The sequence below is a fragment of the Sinorhizobium fredii USDA 257 genome, from assembly GCF_000265205.3.
Lineage (GTDB): Bacteria > Pseudomonadota > Alphaproteobacteria > Rhizobiales > Rhizobiaceae > Sinorhizobium > Sinorhizobium fredii_B.
This window is the reverse complement of record NC_018000.1, coordinates 4406509-4423446: the sequence shown is the minus strand read 5'-3', so window position 1 is coordinate 4423446 and position 16938 is coordinate 4406509. Positions and strand designations below refer to the sequence as shown.

Genomic DNA, 16938 nt, shown 5'->3' with positions numbered 1-16938 from the left:
CTTTGCGACAGAAGCTTTCGATGCTACGGAGATCGCATGACACGCGCGATCATGCTCCAGGGTACCGGCTCGGATGTCGGAAAATCGGTATTGGTGGCGGGCCTCTGCCGGCTCGCCGCCAATCGCGGCCTGAGGGTGATGCCCTTCAAGCCGCAGAACATGTCGAACAACGCGGCCGTCTCCGATGACGGTGGTGAAATCGGCCGGGCGCAGTGGCTGCAGTCGCTCGCCGCGCGCGTGCCCTCGTCGGTGCACATGAATCCGGTGCTTCTGAAGCCGCAATCCGATGTCGGCAGCCAAATCATCCTGCAGGGCAAGGTCGCGGGGCAGGCCAAGGGCAGGGAATATCAGGCGCTGAAGCCGAAGCTGCTCGGCGCGGTGATGGAGAGTTTCGAGCATATCTCGGCCGGCGCGGATCTCGTCGTCGTCGAGGGTGCTGGTTCGCCGGCCGAAATCAACCTCAGAGCCGGCGATATCGCCAATATGGGATTCGCCACGCGCGCCAATGTCCCGGTCGTTCTCGTCGGCGACATCGATCGCGGCGGCGTCATCGCTTCGCTTGTCGGCACCCACGCGATCCTGCCGGAGGGCGACCGGCGGATGGTCACCGGCTATCTCATCAACAAGTTTCGCGGCGACGTCACGCTTTTCGACGATGGTATCGCGGCCGTCGGCCGCTTCACCGGCTGGCCTTGCTTCGGTGTAGTGCCCTGGCTGAAAAGCGCCGGGCGGCTGCCGGCCGAGGATTCCGTCGTTCTCGAGAAGCTGGCGCGCGGCGGCGGCAAGGCCTTGAAGGTCGCCGTGCCCGTCCTGTCGCGCATTGCCAATTTCGACGATCTCGATCCGCTTGCGGCAGAACCGGAAGTCGAGCTCGTCTTCGTTCGGCCGGGCATGCCGCTGCCGGAGGACGCGGGGCTTGTGGTCATCCCCGGTTCGAAATCGACAATCTCGGACCTCAGAGACTTTCGCGCGCAGGGCTGGGACCGCGATCTCGAGCGCCACGTCCGGCGCGGCGGCCGGGTGATCGGCATCTGTGGTGGCTATCAGATGCTGGGCGTCCGGGTTACCGATCCGCTCGGCATCGAAGGAAGCGAGCGCGAGATTGCCGGGCTAGGGCTGCTTTCGGCGGAAACGGAGATGGCACCGGAAAAGACCGTTCGCAACAGCCGCGCCTGGTCGCTGGAGCATGGCGTGGCACTCGAGGGCTACGAGATCCATCTCGGCGAGACCATCGGGCCGGATTGCGAACGCGCGCCCGTGACGATCGACGGCCGCCCCGATGGGGCGATGTCGCCCGATGGCCGGGTGATGGGAACCTACCTCCACGGTCTCTTCGGCAGCGATGCCTACCGCGCCGCACTGCTGAGGAGCCTGGGGATTGAAGCCGGCAAAGCGAGTTATCGTCAGTCGGTCGACAGCGCGCTGGACGAGATTGCCGCCGAACTGGAGGGCGTGCTCGACCGCGCCTGGCTCGACCGCTTGCTTGGGTAGCAAGTTGTAGCGCTGCCATCCCGTGAGACTCCCCCGTTGGTCGATATTGCATGGCTGCTGCGAAGGATGCAGCATGGCCGGCGAGGCGGCAGACCTGCTTTTCTTGAGAGAAGCCGGTCGTGCCGCCGTCCGGCACAAAGGTCGGCGATTATGACACGCGCCCAGTTGGTCGGCGTCCTTATCGGATTGGCAATTGTCGCGGCGCTGACGGTGCTGCGTGCAAACGATCCGCAATTGCTGAGATTCGCCCGCGAGATCACCTTCGACGAGTACCAGCGCCTGGCGCCGCGGCCCTTCGAAAACCTCCCCGTGCGGGTCGTCGATATCGATGAGGCGTCGCTCAGGGAATTCGGCCAATGGCCTTGGCCAAGGGACCGCTTGGCCGCCCTGGTGAACAGGCTCTCGGAGATGGGTGCCGCCGTCATTGCCTTTGACATCCTCTTCGCCGAGCCCGATCGACTGTCGCCGCGCACCGTTGTGCGTGACGTCATGGGGATCGATCCCGCTTTGCTGGAACGACTGCCGGACAATGACGAGATCTTTGCCGGCGCGATTGCCGATAAGCCGGTCGTGCTGGGTTTCGGCCTGTCGACCGAGGGAAATTATCGACCGCCGGTCAAGGCAGGTTTCGCCTTCACGGGCGAAAGCCCGTTCGATGCACCGCCGCGTCTCACGGCCGCAACGCCGCTCCGGCCGCAGCTCGAGGCCAATGCGACCGGCATCGGGCATATCAGCCTCAATCCGGGCAGCCCGACGGCGGTCGTACGAGCGATCCCTCTTCTTCTCAGCGACGGCGAGCAACTCTATCCGAATCTGGCACTCGAGGCGCTGCGTGTCGCACAGGGCGCCTCCACCTATCTCCTGGCGGGCGCAACGGATGTGCCCGATACCATAACCCGGATCAAGATCGGCGATTTTGCCGTTCCGGTCACGGCGACCGGCGAACTCTGGCTCTATGTCAGCGAGGATCGGGCCGAGAGATATGTGTCGGCCGGCCAGGTGCTCTCAGCCGCCGCTCCCCAGGAGGTTAGCGCCGCGGTCGAAGGCAGCATCGTCTTCGTCGGCACGTCGGCTGCCGGTTTGCTGGACATCCGGACCACGGCTCTCGGGCACAACGTCCCCGGCGTCTCGCTCCATGCCCAGGCCGTCGAGCAGATCCTGTCCGGTCGCTTCCTCTCGCGTCCGGACTGGGCCAACGGACTTGAGATCCTTTCGATCGCGGTTGCTGGCAGTCTGCTCGTGGTGCTGACGACCTTCGTCAGCCCGGGCGTGGCGCTCGCCTGCGGGCTATTGATCACCGGACTGGCTCTGGCGGCCTCCTGGGTCGCCTTTCTCCATCTGGGACTGCTCCTCGACCCGCTTGCCCCCATCCTTGCCGCGTCGATCACGCATTTCGCGGCAACGGCCTACCGCTTCCTCGTGACCGATAGGGAGCGCCGCGTCGTGCGGCGCGCCTTCGGTCAATATTTGTCGCCATCGCTGCTCTATCGCATCGAGCACACGCAGAACGCCTTGCGCCTCGGCGGAGACGATCGCGAATTGACTATCATGTTCGTCGATGTCCGCAATTTCACCGAGATCAGCGAACGATTGGCGCCGACGGAGGTCGTCGGTTTCCTGAATACGCTGCTCGATGCGTTGAGCCGGCATGTCATCGAAAACGAGGGCACACTCGATAAATTCATCGGCGATTCGATCATGGCCTTCTGGAATGCGCCCGTCGACGTCGCCGACCATCCACGCAAGGCCGTTCGTGCCGCCTTGGCCATGCGAGAAACGCTTGCTCGCCTCAATGACAAGGACGCTTTCGGTTTTGGAGCGGGACAAAAGGTCGCGATCGGCATTGGCATCCACACGGGGCTTGCCTGCGTTGGCAACATGGGAGCCGAGACGCATTTCAACTATTCGGCCGTTGGCGACCCCGTCAATGTGGCGGCGCGCATCGAATCCGCTTGCAAGGAGGTCGGTTTCGATATCCTTGTCTCCGAGACGACGGCAAAATTGGCTGGTGGTTGTGCCGTGCTAGAGGCCGGAGCGTTGGGGCTCAAGGGCAAGAGCATGCGAACGAGGCTCTTTGCAATCGTGGGTGACGAGCGACTTGCCGCCTCTGGCGAATTCACCGAGTTGCAGAATATCCACTGGCGGCTGATTGAGGCTTTGCGCACCCGCTCCACCGAGAGCCGTCGCGCTCTGGGAGCCGCAAAGCTCACGGCGTCCGCGCTGGCGCCAGGTTTGTCGGACTTCTATCGCCGGATTTCGCGGCGCGGCGATCACTTCGTCAATGAGCCGACGGCGAAGGACGCGGTTGCCGAGTAGGGCGCTTCGCCCCCTAGGACCGCGCTGCTTCTCTCAAGATCTCAATTGCAATCACCATCATCCTGGCGAACGGCTCCAATCGTATCGCGAGTGATCATGGTTACGCGGCCCGTCTGGCTTGTGGGGCCTGTCGGGCTTGCTCGGTCTATCCTTGTGTCCGTCCGGCTTGCCGTGTTTGTCCGGTTTGCTGGGCTTGTCCGGTTTGCTGGGCTTGTCCGGTTTGCTGGGTTTGTCTGGTTTGCTAGGCTTATCTGGTTTGCTGGGCTTATCTGGTTTGCTGGGCTTGTCGGGCTTGCTGGGTTTATCTGGTTTGGGCGGCTTCTCGATAGGGGGAGCCGTTTTGGTTGGCGGCGCGGCACGGGGGGTGGCGGATCAGGACGGATTTGGATCGCCGCTGAGAGGCCGCAGCCGGTGCCGCTCCATCCGGGCGAGAGCTGCTGCTTGCCGGAGAGGAACGGCAGCGCCTGTTGATTGCCGAGTGTCCTGAGGGTGCTCCGATCGACCCGCCTTGTACGTGTCATGTCGCCATTCGGGCGGGCGACGACACAGTCGCAGCGCCGTGTCAGCTGTTGGCAGCCTCCTCGGCCGCAAAATTCGGCAGCGCCGCTCAAGAGGACCACCGCGGTCGTGCCGTCGCCGCCGACGTAAAAGTCGAAGACGGTGCCTCGAACGCCTATCGTTCCGGCCGGCGTCAGGATCTCATAGGCCGCGTGTTTCGAGTTGCCGCTGATCCAGCGAAATGTTCCCTTCGCCGCCGCAACGGTTAGCTTCTGCACCGATTTCGAGTCGTCGAAGACGAACCTGTCGATGACGACCGACGAGCCGGCACCCACGGCGAGCTTGCTTCCATCTCGGAACACGAACTGGCCGAGTCCCGATCTGGATGTTCGAATCCGCTCGTCCCGATGGACCGGGTCCCTGACGACCAGCGGTCCGCGCGCCCCGCTCACCTGGGTCTGGATGCGGATCGCCTGGCCGATTGGTTCGGCGGCCTTGCTTGGCATAGAGCCGTAAAGCGCGACGCTTAGCGCGACAAATGCGGCACGACGCAGATATGCCATCGCACCCCCCACCAAGGCTGTACTGAGAAACTCAGTGCCATGGACATGATCGAAAAAACCTGTGCGAAACATGTATCCCGCGTCAGGTTCGAGATGCGCGTTTTACCATGCGGTGGGGAAGGGTGTCTGCCTACCCGTTTGGAGTATGAGGATCGGATACGGTCGGCGACGCGGCCGCGCTGCCGCAATTCGCCGGCCTCGCGTCGCAGCCGGTCGATTGACTTTGCCGCCTGCGCTTCATAATTAACGACGATGGATGGTTCCCCCGCACCGAAGCGGCGCGGGGGAGTAAATGGGAATGTGACGGGCGGACCCACACCGGGCGCCCTTATCGCAGCCGACCCCGCGACTGTAGAACGGTCAGGGTTCGCCATTGGGCATGCCGCTCCGCTTCCGATGAACCTGCACGGGGCAGTTTTCGCGGGATCGGAGGGCGCGCCGGAAAAGCCACTGGCGTGGTATCGTGAGCAGCCGGGCTGGACGCCTCTTCTTCTACGAATCGTCCGCCTTCACGAGCCAGCAAACGCCGGGAAGGCGAGGCGGACCCGTTCGGGCCCAGCATCGCTGCGCGCACCTGCGCAGTGCTTGCCCGTGACGCCGAGAGCCAGGAGACCTGCCGTCCATCAGGGCATTTCGCCCGGGGGAGTTCTCCCCAACGCCAGCACGGAGGTTGTCGTGGCTTACACATTGTCTTCTGCGCGTGCTGGTCACGCAGCCGCTTCCTATGGCCGTCCTAGCCCCACAGGTTTCATCGCGCGAGGCCGGGTCGGATGACAATCTCGAACGCCGGCCCAGTCCTCGTGCTCGGCGGCGCGCGCTCCGGAAAATCCAGTTTCGCTGAAAAGCTCGTCGAAGCCTCGGGGCTCCCGATGCACTATGTCGCGACCGGCCGCGCCTATGACGAGGAAATGCGCGACCGCATCGCTCACCACCAGGCCGCGCGGCAGGGCAAGGGCTGGACGACGCATGAGGAGCCGATCGATGTTTCCGGACTGCTTCGCCGCCTGGATGCTCCGGGGTGCGCCATCCTTGTCGACTGCCTCACGCTTTGGGTGACAAACCTGATGATGGAGGGGCGCGACATGGCAGCCGAATTCGCGGATCTTGCCGCCTTGCTTCCGGCGGCACGGGCGCGGCTTGTCTTCGTTTCGAATGAGGTCGGTCTCGGCATCGTTCCGGAGAACCGCATGGCGCGCGACTTTCGCGATCATGCCGGCCGCCTCCATCAGATCGTCGCGGAGAAATCCGCCGAAGTTTATTTCGTCGCGGCTGGGTTGCCGCTGAAAATGAAGGGTTGATTCATGACACTCGCGAAGGCCCAACCGGGCAAGATCCCCGCCACCGTCATCACCGGCTTCCTCGGTGCCGGCAAGACGACGATGATTCGCAATCTGCTGCAGAATGCCGACGGCAAGCGGATCGCCCTGATCATCAATGAGTTTGGCGATCTCGGCGTCGACGGCGACGTGCTGAAAGGCTGCGGAGCGGAAGCCTGCTCGGAAGAGGACATTATCGAACTCACCAACGGTTGCATTTGCTGCACCGTCGCCGACGACTTCATACCGACAATGACGAAATTGCTCGAGCGCGAGAACCGCCCCGACCATATCGTTATCGAGACCTCTGGTCTGGCCCTGCCGCAGCCGCTGGTCGCCGCCTTCAACTGGCCGGACATCCGCAGCGAAGTGACGGTCGATGGCGTCGTCACCGTCGTCGACAGCGCCGCCGTTGCCGCGGGCCGTTTTGCCGACGATCACGACAAGGTCGACGCACTGCGCGTCAATGACGACAACCTTGACCACGAGAGCCCGCTCGAAGAGCTCTTCGAGGACCAACTGACCGCCGCCGACCTCATTGTTCTCAACAAGACCGATCTTATCGATGCCGCCGGCCTGAAGTCCGTACGCGAAGAGGTTGCCTCGCGTATCAGTCGCAAGCCGACGATGATCGAGGCAAGGAACGGCGAGGTGGCGGCCGCGATCCTGCTCGGCCTCGGGGTCGGCACGGAAGGCGAGATCGCCAACCGCAAATCGCATCACGAGATGGAGCATGAGGCCGGCGAGGAGCACGACCACGACGAGTTCGACAGCTTTGTTGTCGAGCTCGGAGCGATCGCCGATCCAGCTGTCTTCGTCGACCGTCTCAAGGGGGTTATTGCCAAGCACGACGTGCTGCGGCTCAAAGGCTTCGCCGATGTACCCGGCAAGCCGATGCGTCTCCTGATCCAGGCGGTCGGCACCCGCGTCGATCAATATTACGACCGCGCCTGGGCACCCGGCGAGACGCGCGGCACGCGCCTCGTCGTCATCGGCCTGCACGACATGGACGAGACCGCGGTGCGCGCGGCAATCTCGGCGCTGGTGTGAGGCGATTTTGAGCGCGTATGGGAATAACCCCGCCCCAGCCCCTCCCCACAAGGGGGAGGGGCTTCGTTGGCGTCCGCCGCAACGCTGCCGGTCAAGAGGCACGGCGGCATGGCACAAACGGCTGATGCTTGGCGAACCGACGCGTCGGGCACGGTTCAGCCCCACCCCACCCCCTTGTGGGGAGGTGTTGGAGACGGGTCTTCTCACGCCATCCACGAGGAGCATCCATGCATCTCCTCCTAGCCCAGAAAGGCACGATCGCGGACGGCAACGAAGCGATCGATCTCGGCCAAAGCCCGGCCGATATCCTGTTTCTGTCGGCGGCCGATACGGAACTCGCCTCGATCGCCGCCGCCCATCGCAGGCGCACGGGTGCGAAGACCTTGCGTATCGCCAGCCTGATGGCGCTCATGCATCCGATGTCGGTCGACACCTATGTCGAACGCACGGCGCGTCGTGCGAAGCTGATCGTCGTCCGGCCGCTCGGCGGCGCCAGCTATTTTCGCTACATACTGGAGGCGCTCTATGCCGCGGCCGTCGCTGGCAAGTTCCAGATCGCCGTTCTGCCGGGTGACGACAAGCCAGACCCCGGCCTTGAACCTTTTTCGACCGTTTCGGCGGAAGACCGTCAGCGTCTCTGGGCCTATTTCACCGAGGGCGGTGCCGACAATGCGGGCTTGTTCCTCGACTATGCCGAGGCGCTGATCGATGGAGGCGAGAAGCCGCAGCCAGCGCGCCCCTTGCTCAAGGCCGGCATCTGGTGGCCGGGCGAAGGCGTGATCGGGGTCGGCGAGTGGATGCGTTTGGCAGAGGGGGGCAAGGCTTCCAAAGAGACGAAGGAATCCATCCCCACCGTCGCCATCTGCTTCTACCGCGCCCTCGTCCAGAGCGGTGAGACCAAACCCGTCGAGGCATTGATCGAGGCGCTGGCCGAGGAGGGAATGCGCGCGCTTCCCGTCTTCGTTTCCAGCCTCAAGGATCAGGTCTCGATCGGCACGCTCGAGGCGATATTTGCCGAAGCCGCACCCGACGTGGTGATGAACGCCACCGGCTTTGCCGTCTCGGCACCCGGCGCCGACCGCCAGCCGACGGTGCTGGAATCCACCGGCGCGCCGGTTTTGCAGGTGATCTTTTCCGCTTCTTCTCGGGAAGCGTGGGAAGCCTCGCCGCAGGGGCTGATGGCGCGCGATCTCGGCATGAATGTCGCTCTGCCGGAGGTGGACGGACGCATCCTTTCGCGCGCCGTCTCCTTCAAGGCGGCATCGGTCTACGACCCGCTCGTGGAAGCCAACATCGTCGGCCACGAGCCGCTTGCCGATCGTGTTCGCTTCGCCGCACGGCTCGCTGCCAACTGGGCGAGGCTGCGTCGCACTCGGCCGAAGGCGCGCCGCATCGCCGTCGTGATGGCCAATTATCCGAACCGCGACGGCCGTCTCGGCAATGGCGTCGGCTTGGACACGCCGGCCGGCACGATCCAGGTGCTGAAGGCAATGGCGGCGGAAGGATATGCAATCGGCGACCTGCCCGAGGACGGCGATGCGCTGATCCGCTTTCTGATGGCCGGGCCGACCAATGCGGCGAGCCGCGACCGGGAAATCCGCGAGACGATTTCCCTGCGTGAGTACAAGGGCTTCTTCGCCGCTCTTCCGAAAAAGATTCAGCAGGAGGTGCGCGAGCGCTGGGGTGCGCCGGAGGCCGACCCCTTCTTTCTCGATGGCGCCTTCGCGCTGCCGCTTGCCCGCTTCGGCGCCGTCCTTGTCGGCATCCAGCCGGCCCGCGGCTACAATATCGATCCCAAGGAAACCTATCACGCCCCGGATCTCGTGCCGCCGCACGGCTATCTCGCCTTCTATGCCTATCTGCGCCAGGTCTTTGCTGCCGACGCGATCATCCATATGGGCAAGCACGGCAATCTCGAATGGCTGCCCGGCAAGGCGCTGGCACTTTCGGAGGCTTGCTATCCGGAGGCCGTCTTCGGCCCGACGCCGCACCTCTATCCCTTCATCGTCAATGACCCGGGAGAGGGGACGCAGGCGAAACGCCGCACCAGCGCCGTGATCATCGACCATCTGACGCCGCCCTTGACACGGGCCGAGTCCTACGGACCGCTCAAGGACCTAGAGGCCCTGGTCGACGAATATTACGAGGCCGCCGGCGGCGATCCGCGGCGGCTGCGGTTGCTCAGTCGCCAGATCCTCGATCTCGTGCGCGATATCGGCCTCGACCATGACGCCGGCATCGATAAGGGCGATAGCGACGACAAGGCGCTCGAAAAGCTCGACGCCTATCTCTGCGACCTCAAGGAGATGCAGATCCGCGATGGGCTGCATGTCTTCGGCATGGCGCCGGAGGGGCGGCTGCTGACCGATCTCACCGTGGCGCTCGCCCGGGTGCCGCGCGGTTTGGGCGAGGGCGGCGACCAGAGTCTGCAGCGGGCGATAGCGGCGGATCTGGGGTTGGGTGGCCAAACCCCCTCTGCCCTGCCGGGTATCTCCCCCACAAGGGGGGAGAGGCTGGAGGCAAGCGCTCCCTCTTCGACGGCGGTCGAATTTGAGATGCGTCCTGCGACTTCCGATGGTGCCGCAGTTTCTGACAGAGTTGCGGGAACGAGTGGCAGCAGCGAGTCACACTCCCCCCTTGTGGGGGAGATGCCCGGCAGGGAAGAGGGGGTTGTTGCTGCTCGCTCACATCCCTTCGATCCCCTCGATTGCATCCTCTCCACACCCTGGACCGGCCCGAAACCCGGTTTCCTGGCTAATCTCACGGACGCCCCCTGGCGCACTGCCGGCGACACAGTCGAGCGCATCGAACTTCTCGCGACGAAACTGGTGTCGGGCGAAATCGCTTGCCCGGACGATTGGGCCAACACCCAGGCCGTCCTCGAGGAGATCGACGGGCGGCTCAGGCCTTCCATCCAGCGTTCGGGCGCGGCCGAGATCAACGGCCTTCTCACCGGTCTCGACGGTCGCTTCGTGGCGCCCGGCCCTTCCGGCGCGCCAACGCGTGGCCGTCCAGACGTGCTGCCGACCGGTCGCAACTTCTATTCCGTCGACAGTCGCGCCGTGCCGACCCCGGCGGCCTATGAGCTCGGCAAGAAGTCGGCCGAGTTGCTGATCCGCCGCTATCTGCAGGACCATGGCGAATGGCCGTCCTCCTTCGGGCTGACGGCCTGGGGAACGTCCAACATGCGCACCGGCGGTGACGATATTGCCCAGGCGCTGGCGCTGATCGGCGCCAAGCCGGTCTGGGATATGGCGTCGCGTCGTGTCACAGGCTACGAGATCGTGCCGCTTGCCGTGCTCGGCCGCCCGCGCGTCGACGTTACCTTGCGGATTTCCGGTTTCTTCCGCGACGCCTTTCCGGAGCAGATCGCACTCTTTGACAAGGCGATCCGTGCCATTGGCGCGCTCGACGAAGACGACGCCGACAACATGATCGCCGCCCGGATGCGGGCCGAAGCCCGGCGGCTCGAGGAAAGGGGTATCGAGCCGAAAGAAGCCTCAAGGCGCGCCTCCTATCGCGTGTTCGGCGCGAAACCCGGCGCTTACGGAGCGGGTCTTCAGGCGCTGATCGACGAAAAAGGCTGGGACAAGCGCAGCGATCTCGCCGAGGCCTATCTCACCTGGGGCGGCTACGCCTATGGCGCAGGCGAAGACGGCAAGGCGGAGCGCGGGCTTTTCGAGGAGCGCCTGCGGACGATCGAGGCCGTCGTCCAGAATCAGGACAACCGCGAGCACGACCTACTCGACAGCGACGACTACTACCAGTTCGAAGGGGGGATGAGCGCCGCCACGGAGCATCTCAAGGGGAAGCGCCCGGCGATCTACCACAATGATCACTCCCGCCCGGAAAAGCCGGTGATCCGCTCGCTCGATGAGGAGATCGGCCGCGTGGTGCGGGCCCGCGTCGTCAATCCGAAGTGGATCGATGGGGTCATGCGCCACGGCTACAAGGGCGCCTTCGAGATTGCGGCGACGGTCGATTACATGTTCGCCTTCGCCGCGACAACGGGCGCCGTGCGCGACCATCATTTCGAGGCGGCCTACCGCGCCTTCATCGCCGACGAGAAGGTTCTCGGCTTCCTGCGCGACAAGAACCCGGCCGCACTTGCTGAGATCGCCGAGCGGCTCCTGGAGGCGGTCAATCGCGGTCTGTGGACCCCGCGTTCCAACTCGGCGCGATTTGAACTGAACAGCCTGTCCGGCGGCGCGGCGACTGACCGTCCGCGCGCCGGAAACGAATAGGGAGGACATTATGAGCGACGAAACCGCAAATACCGGCGAGCCGGTCGCCGAGAAGGACGAAGCCCGTCACGCCATGAAGATGGCGAAGAAGAAGACGGCGCGCGACAAGATCATGGCAACGAAGACCGACGAGAAGGGCTTGGTCATTGTCCACACGGGCAAGGGCAAGGGCAAGTCGACGGCCGGGTTCGGAATGATCTTCCGCCACATCGCCCACGGCATGCCCTGCGCCGTCGTGCAGTTCATCAAGGGTGCCATGCAGACCGGCGAGCGCGATCTGATCGACAAGCATTTCGGCGATCTCTGCCAGTTCTACACGCTTGGCGAAGGTTTTACCTGGGAGACGCAGGACCGCGCCCGCGACGTGGCGATGGCGGAGAAAGCCTGGGAAAAGGCGAAGGAACTGATCCGCGACGAGCGCAATTCCATGGTGCTGCTGGACGAGATCAACATCGCGCTCCGCTACGACTACATCGACATCGCCGAGGTCGTACGTTTCCTCCAGGAGGAGAAGCCACACATGACGCATGTGGTGCTGACCGGCCGCAACGCCAAGGAAGGTCTGATCGAGATCGCCGATCTTGTGACCGAGATGGAACTCGTCAAGCATCCGTTCCGCTCCGGCATCAAGGCGCAGAAGGGCATCGAGTTCTGATGGGCGAGAGCTCGCGGTGGCCTTTGCTGTCCTGACCGTCAAAGCCAGCGTCTAACGCGCCGGCGATAGTGCAGATAGGCTTCACCGAAGGCGTCGGAGAGATGTGCTTCCTCCATGCGGATCTGGTAGGAAATCGAGATCCAGGCGGAAAGGGCAAGTGCCAGCGAGAGGACGTTCGGGACGGCAAGCACGGTGCCGACCAGCGCCGTCACCATGCCGCATAAATGGGATTGCGGGAGAAAGCATATAGGCCATCGGTAACGAGCGGGGCATCCTGCGCCTCGGGTATCCCGATCTTCCAGGAACCGCGCATCTTCCATTGCGACAGCATCGTCAGCACGCCCAGAGCCATCAACGCCAGCCCGAGCCAGGCGAGTGGCGACTGATCGAGAGCCGGGATCCGCCCAAGGAGGGCATCGACGCTTGCGGGAACGATCGCCACGGCGAGCAGATGTAGGATAAGCGCCGCGAGGACGCGAAAAAGCCGGCCGGCGAAACCTTCGGCATTGTCGCCATAGGTCAGGACAACAGGGGATCGCCCCGTCGGAAGGCGGCGATGGATCGCCAGCGCCAGCGTGAAGAGGCCGAGAACAAGCATCAGGATCGCAGGGATCGTCGTGAACATCGGGGCTCCTCGGGGTCGAACGGCATTCGTTTTGCGGCGATCTTGCCTTGAGGCCGTCCCGCTTCGGGATAACGCAGACGACGTCACACTCTCTAGCGACTAGAGGTTCATCCGAGCCTTTCGCTTCTTGGTTAACACGTTGGGGAACGCGCCAACCAAGGCGACGGAAGCGCAGTTTTCATCGGTGCGCGAGTCGGAAATTTAGATGCCCAGCCAGATCCTCAACGGATGCGCCGGGTCCGCCAGCAGGCGGATCGCGAGCGCAATCGAGACGATGACAAGCAGCGGCTTGATGATCTTCGCCCCCTTCGCCATCGCATAGCGGGAGCCCACTTGCGCGCCGAGAAACTGGCCCGCGCCCATCATCAGCCCCACCTTCCAGAGAACGACGCCGTAGAGAACGAAGATGATGAAGGCGCCCAGATTGGAGCCGAAATTCAGGAACTTCGTGTGGGCCGTCGCCTTGAGGATGCCGTAGCCGGCAAGCGAGACGAAGCCGAGCATGAAGAACGAGCCCGTACCTGGTCCGAAAACCCCGTCGTAGAGACCGATTAGCGGCACGAAGGTGAGGGTGAAGAGAAATGCCGACATGCGGCGGTGCTTTTCGACATCGCCGATATTCGGTTTGCAGCCGAAATAGACGGCGATCGCGATCAGCAGAAAGGGTAGCACTGCCTTGAGCGCATCGGCTGGAACGACCGTCGCGATCAATGCGCCGAACACGGACCCCGCGGCCGACATCAGCGCCATCGGCAACTGTTCCTTCAGATTGACATGGCCGTGTCGCGCGTAGGCGATGCTGGCGGAACCGGAGCCGAAGAGCGATTGGAGCTTGTTGGTCCCAAGCGTTTCGAGCGGCGGAATCCCGGCGATCAGCATGGCCGGAATGGTGACCATCCCGCCACCGCCGGCAATCGAATCGATGAAGCCGGCGATGAAGGCGGCCGCGAACAGAAAGAGCAGGAGATGAAGGGCGAGATCGGTCACGGAGGGCTCGAGACGAAATGGAATTGCTTCCGCCTTGTGTCAGAGCCGGCCGCGAAAAGCAAAGGCTCGTCGGCGGCAATTTCTGCAGAAAATGCTGTTCTTCTGCTGCAGGCTCGTTGCCTTCGTTGGCCAGAACGGCGGCGCATCCATTGCCGACGCTGCCGGATGGACCGTTTACGACGCCGGGATGCCGCAATCCGGTTTGACCGCCCGGAAGGCCTTCGGTAGAAATGACGATCATACGACGGCGTCCGTGCGAGCGGATCGAAAGAGCGTCCGGTGCGGTCGACCCATTCAGGGGGCCCGATCCGGTGCTGTCCTGACCGGTGCGGCTGTCTGCCCAGGCCGGCGCTTCGTTTGGAACGCCGACCGCAGCGCGGTTCCAACACCAGTGGGTATTGGAGTAAACCGCGCAGATGTTCAATGAGTCGCAGCGGCTTTGTGCATCCGGATGGATGCGGGGCGCTGCCGGGGAGCCGCGCCGCAGATGCCTTCGGTCAAGAGACCAGACCCGACCGCCAAACTTGTTCTCGGCCTCGGCTGCGAGCGAAACGCCAAACCGGAGGAAGTGATCGCGCTTGCCGAGCAGGCGCTCGCTGACGCGGGCGCGGCCGAAGGAGATGTCGCGTTCGTCGCTTCGCTTGACGCGCGCTCCGAGGAGCCCGCCATTCATGCGGCGGGCCGGCGGTTTTCGGTGCCCGTCCGCTTCTTCGAGGCGGCGACGCTCGAGGCGGAGGCGGCCCGACTGCAGAATCCTTCCGAGATCGTCTTTGCCCATACAGGCTGCCATGGCGTCGCCGAGGGAGCGGCGCTGGCGGGGGCAGGGTGCGATGCAGTCCTGCTCGTTCCGAAGATCCGCTCGGCCCGCGCGACGGCAGCGATCGCGGGGCCGCGCCACTACGCCGGACCTCACAGTGCCGCAACAGGCGCCTCGGAGACCGTCTGATGGTTCGTACTGCCGCCCATTCCGTGTTTGATGCGCAGATTCAATGCTCTGCCGTAATTTCCTTCCAAAGAGAACTAGTTCAGATGTTTCGCCAGGCCCGGAGTAACAAGCCGTGACGGATGCGTTTTTTGCCGGCCTTCCCGAACTCGATCCCGGTTCGGTCTGGCTCGTCGGTGCCGGACCCGGTGACCCGGGGCTTTTGACGCTTCATGCCGCCAATGCGCTCCGCCAGGCGGATGTGATCGTTCATGATGCGCTGGTGAATGCCGATTGCCTGAAGCTTGCCAAGCCGAGCGCCGCACTCGAATTTGCCGGCAAACGCGGCGGCAAGCCGTCGCCGAAGCAACGCGACATCTCGCTCCGCCTCGTCGAACTGGCCCGCGCCGGGCTCAGAGTCCTGCGCCTCAAGGGCGGTGACCCGTTTGTCTTCGGCCGCGGCGGCGAGGAAGCTTTGACGCTTGTCGAGCACGGTATTCCGTTCCGCATCGTGCCCGGCATCACCGCGGGCATTGGCGGGCTTGCCTATGCCGGCATTCCGGTGACCCATCGTGAAGTCAATCACGCAGTCACCTTCCTCACCGGCCACGATTCCTCCGGCGTGGTGCCGGACCAGATCAATTGGGAAGGCATCGCCAAGGGGTCGCCGGTCATCGTCATGTACATGGCGATGAAGCATATCGGTCAGATTTCGGCGAACCTCATCGCCGCCGGCCGTTCGCCCGACGAGGCGGTCGCCTTCGTCTGCAATGCGGCGACGCCTGAGCAGGTGGTGCTTGAGACCACGCTTTCCCGTGCCGAAACCGATGTTGCGGCTTCGGGATTGGAGCCGCCGGCAATCGTCGTCGTCGGGGAAGTCGTTCGGCTGCGTCCGTCGCTCGACTGGGTGGGCGCGCTCAGTGGCCGCGCGCTTACCGCGGACCCATTCTCGAACCGCATACGCCGGAACCCGGCATGAGCGGTCTGATGATTGCTGCCCCGAGCTCCGGCTCGGGCAAGACAACGGTGACGCTCGGCCTGCTGCGGGCGCTGACGCGGCGCGGCTTTTCCATCGCACCAGGCAAAGCGGGCCCGGACTACATCGATCCGGCCTTCCACACCGCCGCAAGCGGCAAGCCCTGTCTCAACTATGATCCCTGGGCGATGCGGCCGGAACTGCGCCTCGCCAACGCTGCGGCCGCGACGAAGGACGGCTCCACGCTCATCATCGAGGCGATGATGGGGCTTTATGACGGCGCCGCCGACGGCACGGGATCGCCGGCAGATCTGGCCGCAACGCTCGGGCTGGCGGTGATCCTGGTTGTCGATTGCGCCCGTCTCTCCCATTCGGTCGCGGCGCTGGTGCGCGGCTATATGGATCACCGCGATGATGTGTGCGTCGCCGGCGTCATCCTGAACCGGGTGGGCAGCGACCGCCATGAGGCGATGCTGCGCGACGCGCTCGACCGCGCAGCCGTCCCGATTTTCGGCGTGCTGCGCCACGATGACGCGTTGACGCTGCCAGAACGGCATCTGGGTCTCGTACAGGCCGGCGAGCACGGGGCGCTCGAAGCCTTCATCGACCATGCGGCGATGCGCGTCGCGTCGGGCTGCGATGTCGATGCCATCCTCGCCGTAGCGTTTCCCTTGCGGGCGGATACGCCGCCGGAAGCGAAAGCACTGAGTCCGCTCGGCCAGCGGATCGCCGTCGCTCGCGACGTCGCCTTCGCTTTCAGTTACGAGCATCTGCTCTCCGGCTGGCGCAGGCAGGGAGCGGAAATCTCGTTCTTTTCACCGCTGAATGACGAAGCGCCCGATGTTGGCGCCGACGCGATCTATCTGCCGGGCGGCTATCCGGAATTGCACGCCGAGATGCTCGTCGGTGCTTCGCACTTCCGCATGGCAATGCAGGCTGCGGCCGGGCGAGGCGTCCGCATCTACGGGGAGTGCGGCGGCTACATGGCGCTGGGCGAAGGGCTTGTCGCAGCGGACGGCAGACGTTACGAGATGCTTGGGCTGTTGCCGCTCGTCACCAGTTTCGCGGAGCGCAGGCGGCATCTCGGCTACCGGCGCGTCGCGCCGATCGACAATGGGTTTTTCGAGGGACCGATGACGGCGCACGAATTTCACTATTCGACCATCGTTTCCGAAGGGGCGGCCGAGCCGCTCTTCGCCGTGGTGGATGCTGCAGGCGTCGACCTCGGCCGCACCGGCCTTCGCCGCGGGACTGTTGCCGGCTCCTTCATGCATCTCATCGATCTTGCGGAGTGA

Annotated in this window: 12 protein-coding genes, 1 pseudogene and 1 riboswitch; of the genes and pseudogenes, 9 read left to right on the top strand and 4 right to left on the bottom strand. The window is 64.2% G+C overall.

Annotation, left to right across the window (positions count from 1 at the left end):
- The first annotated feature begins 36 nt into the window (after positions 1-36).
- Together USDA257_RS20650 and USDA257_RS20645 are read left to right on the top strand one after the other, a co-directional pair.
- Entirely contained in the window at positions 37-1491 is a 1455-nt protein-coding gene (locus USDA257_RS20650) for a cobyric acid synthase (RefSeq protein WP_014764906.1), read from the top strand.
- Between the two features lie 150 nt (positions 1492-1641).
- Positions 1642-3807 carry a CHASE2 domain-containing protein gene (locus USDA257_RS20645; protein WP_014764905.1) on the top strand — a complete coding sequence of 722 codons (2166 nt, stop codon included), beginning with the start codon at positions 1642-1644 and terminating at the stop codon, positions 3805-3807.
- A 57-nt stretch (positions 3808-3864) separates the two neighbouring features.
- On the opposite strand, the pseudogene USDA257_RS34380 reads toward USDA257_RS20645, so the two are convergent.
- Positions 3865-4868: pseudogene (locus USDA257_RS34380) on the bottom strand (FecR family protein).
- A gap of 240 nt (positions 4869-5108) precedes the next feature.
- A riboswitch (cobalamin riboswitch) is annotated at positions 5109-5503 on the top strand.
- A gap of 135 nt (positions 5504-5638) precedes the next feature.
- On the opposite strand from USDA257_RS34380, the gene cobU reads away from it, so the two are divergent.
- The 4 genes from cobU to cobO all read left to right on the top strand — a co-directional run bounded on the left by cobU (position 5639) and on the right by cobO (position 12133).
- On the top strand, positions 5639-6166 hold the full coding sequence (cobU, locus tag USDA257_RS20630; protein ID WP_014764903.1) for a bifunctional adenosylcobinamide kinase/adenosylcobinamide-phosphate guanylyltransferase: 528 nt from the start codon (positions 5639-5641) through the stop codon (positions 6164-6166).
- A 3-nt stretch (positions 6167-6169) separates the two neighbouring features.
- Positions 6170-7234: a cobalamin biosynthesis protein CobW gene (gene cobW, locus USDA257_RS20625; protein ID WP_014764902.1), complete on the top strand. Its 1065-nt coding sequence runs from the start codon at positions 6170-6172 to the stop codon at positions 7232-7234.
- Between the two features lie 227 nt (positions 7235-7461).
- On the top strand, positions 7462-11478 hold the full coding sequence (cobN, locus tag USDA257_RS20620) for a cobaltochelatase subunit CobN (RefSeq protein WP_041414468.1): 4017 nt from the start codon (positions 7462-7464) through the stop codon (positions 11476-11478).
- A gap of 10 nt (positions 11479-11488) precedes the next feature.
- Positions 11489-12133 (top strand): cob(I)yrinic acid a,c-diamide adenosyltransferase, encoded by a 645-nt coding sequence (gene cobO / locus USDA257_RS20615; protein ID WP_014764900.1) that lies wholly within the window; start codon positions 11489-11491, stop codon positions 12131-12133.
- Between the two features lie 38 nt (positions 12134-12171).
- Here the strand turns inward: cobO and USDA257_RS37995 are convergent, their stop codons facing one another.
- From USDA257_RS37995 to USDA257_RS20605, 3 genes are all read right to left on the bottom strand, one after another.
- Positions 12172-12345, bottom strand: coding sequence for a methyltransferase family protein (locus USDA257_RS37995; RefSeq protein ID WP_223843348.1), 174 nt, complete (start codon positions 12343-12345; stop codon positions 12172-12174).
- Positions 12342-12758 carry a hypothetical protein gene (locus tag USDA257_RS20610; RefSeq protein WP_014764898.1) on the bottom strand — a complete coding sequence of 139 codons (417 nt, stop codon included), beginning with the start codon at positions 12756-12758 and terminating at the stop codon, positions 12342-12344. Before USDA257_RS20610 ends, USDA257_RS37995 begins: the two co-directional genes overlap by 4 nt.
- A 201-nt stretch (positions 12759-12959) precedes the next feature.
- Entirely contained in the window at positions 12960-13745 is a 786-nt protein-coding gene (locus USDA257_RS20605; protein WP_014764897.1) for a TSUP family transporter, read from the bottom strand.
- A gap of 487 nt (positions 13746-14232) precedes the next feature.
- Here USDA257_RS20605 and USDA257_RS20600 point away from each other — a divergent pair, with 487 nt between their 5' ends.
- The 3 genes from USDA257_RS20600 to USDA257_RS20590 all read left to right on the top strand — a co-directional run bounded on the left by USDA257_RS20600 (position 14233) and on the right by USDA257_RS20590 (position 16938).
- Complete coding sequence (locus USDA257_RS20600; protein WP_014764896.1) at positions 14233-14691, top strand: cobalamin biosynthesis protein; 459 nt, start codon at positions 14233-14235, stop codon at positions 14689-14691.
- 112 nt (positions 14692-14803) lie between these two features.
- Positions 14804-15646, top strand: coding sequence for a uroporphyrinogen-III C-methyltransferase (gene cobA, locus USDA257_RS20595; protein WP_014764895.1), 843 nt, complete (start codon positions 14804-14806; stop codon positions 15644-15646).
- Positions 15643-16938 carry a cobyrinate a,c-diamide synthase gene (locus USDA257_RS20590; protein WP_014764894.1) on the top strand — a complete coding sequence of 432 codons (1296 nt, stop codon included), beginning with the start codon at positions 15643-15645 and terminating at the stop codon, positions 16936-16938. Before cobA ends, USDA257_RS20590 begins: the two co-directional genes overlap by 4 nt.

Bases quoted from the DNA above. Each gene is read 5' to 3' on its own strand.
- USDA257_RS20650 (WP_014764906.1), top strand. From the start codon at position 37: ATGACACGCGCGATCATGCTCCAGGGTACCGGCTCGGATGTCGGAAAA.
- USDA257_RS20645 (WP_014764905.1), top strand. From the start codon at position 1,642: ATGACACGCGCCCAGTTGGTCGGCGTCCTTATCGGATTGGCAATTGTC.
- cobU (WP_014764903.1), top strand. From the start codon at position 5,639: ATGACAATCTCGAACGCCGGCCCAGTCCTCGTGCTCGGCGGCGCGCGC.
- cobW (WP_014764902.1), top strand. From the start codon at position 6,170: ATGACACTCGCGAAGGCCCAACCGGGCAAGATCCCCGCCACCGTCATC.
- cobN (WP_041414468.1), top strand. From the start codon at position 7,462: ATGCATCTCCTCCTAGCCCAGAAAGGCACGATCGCGGACGGCAACGAA.
- cobO (WP_014764900.1), top strand. From the start codon at position 11,489: ATGAGCGACGAAACCGCAAATACCGGCGAGCCGGTCGCCGAGAAGGAC.
- USDA257_RS20610 (WP_014764898.1), bottom strand. From the start codon at position 12,758: ATGTTCACGACGATCCCTGCGATCCTGATGCTTGTTCTCGGCCTCTTC.
- USDA257_RS20600 (WP_014764896.1), top strand. From the start codon at position 14,233: ATGCCTTCGGTCAAGAGACCAGACCCGACCGCCAAACTTGTTCTCGGC.
- USDA257_RS20590 (WP_014764894.1), top strand. From the start codon at position 15,643: ATGAGCGGTCTGATGATTGCTGCCCCGAGCTCCGGCTCGGGCAAGACA.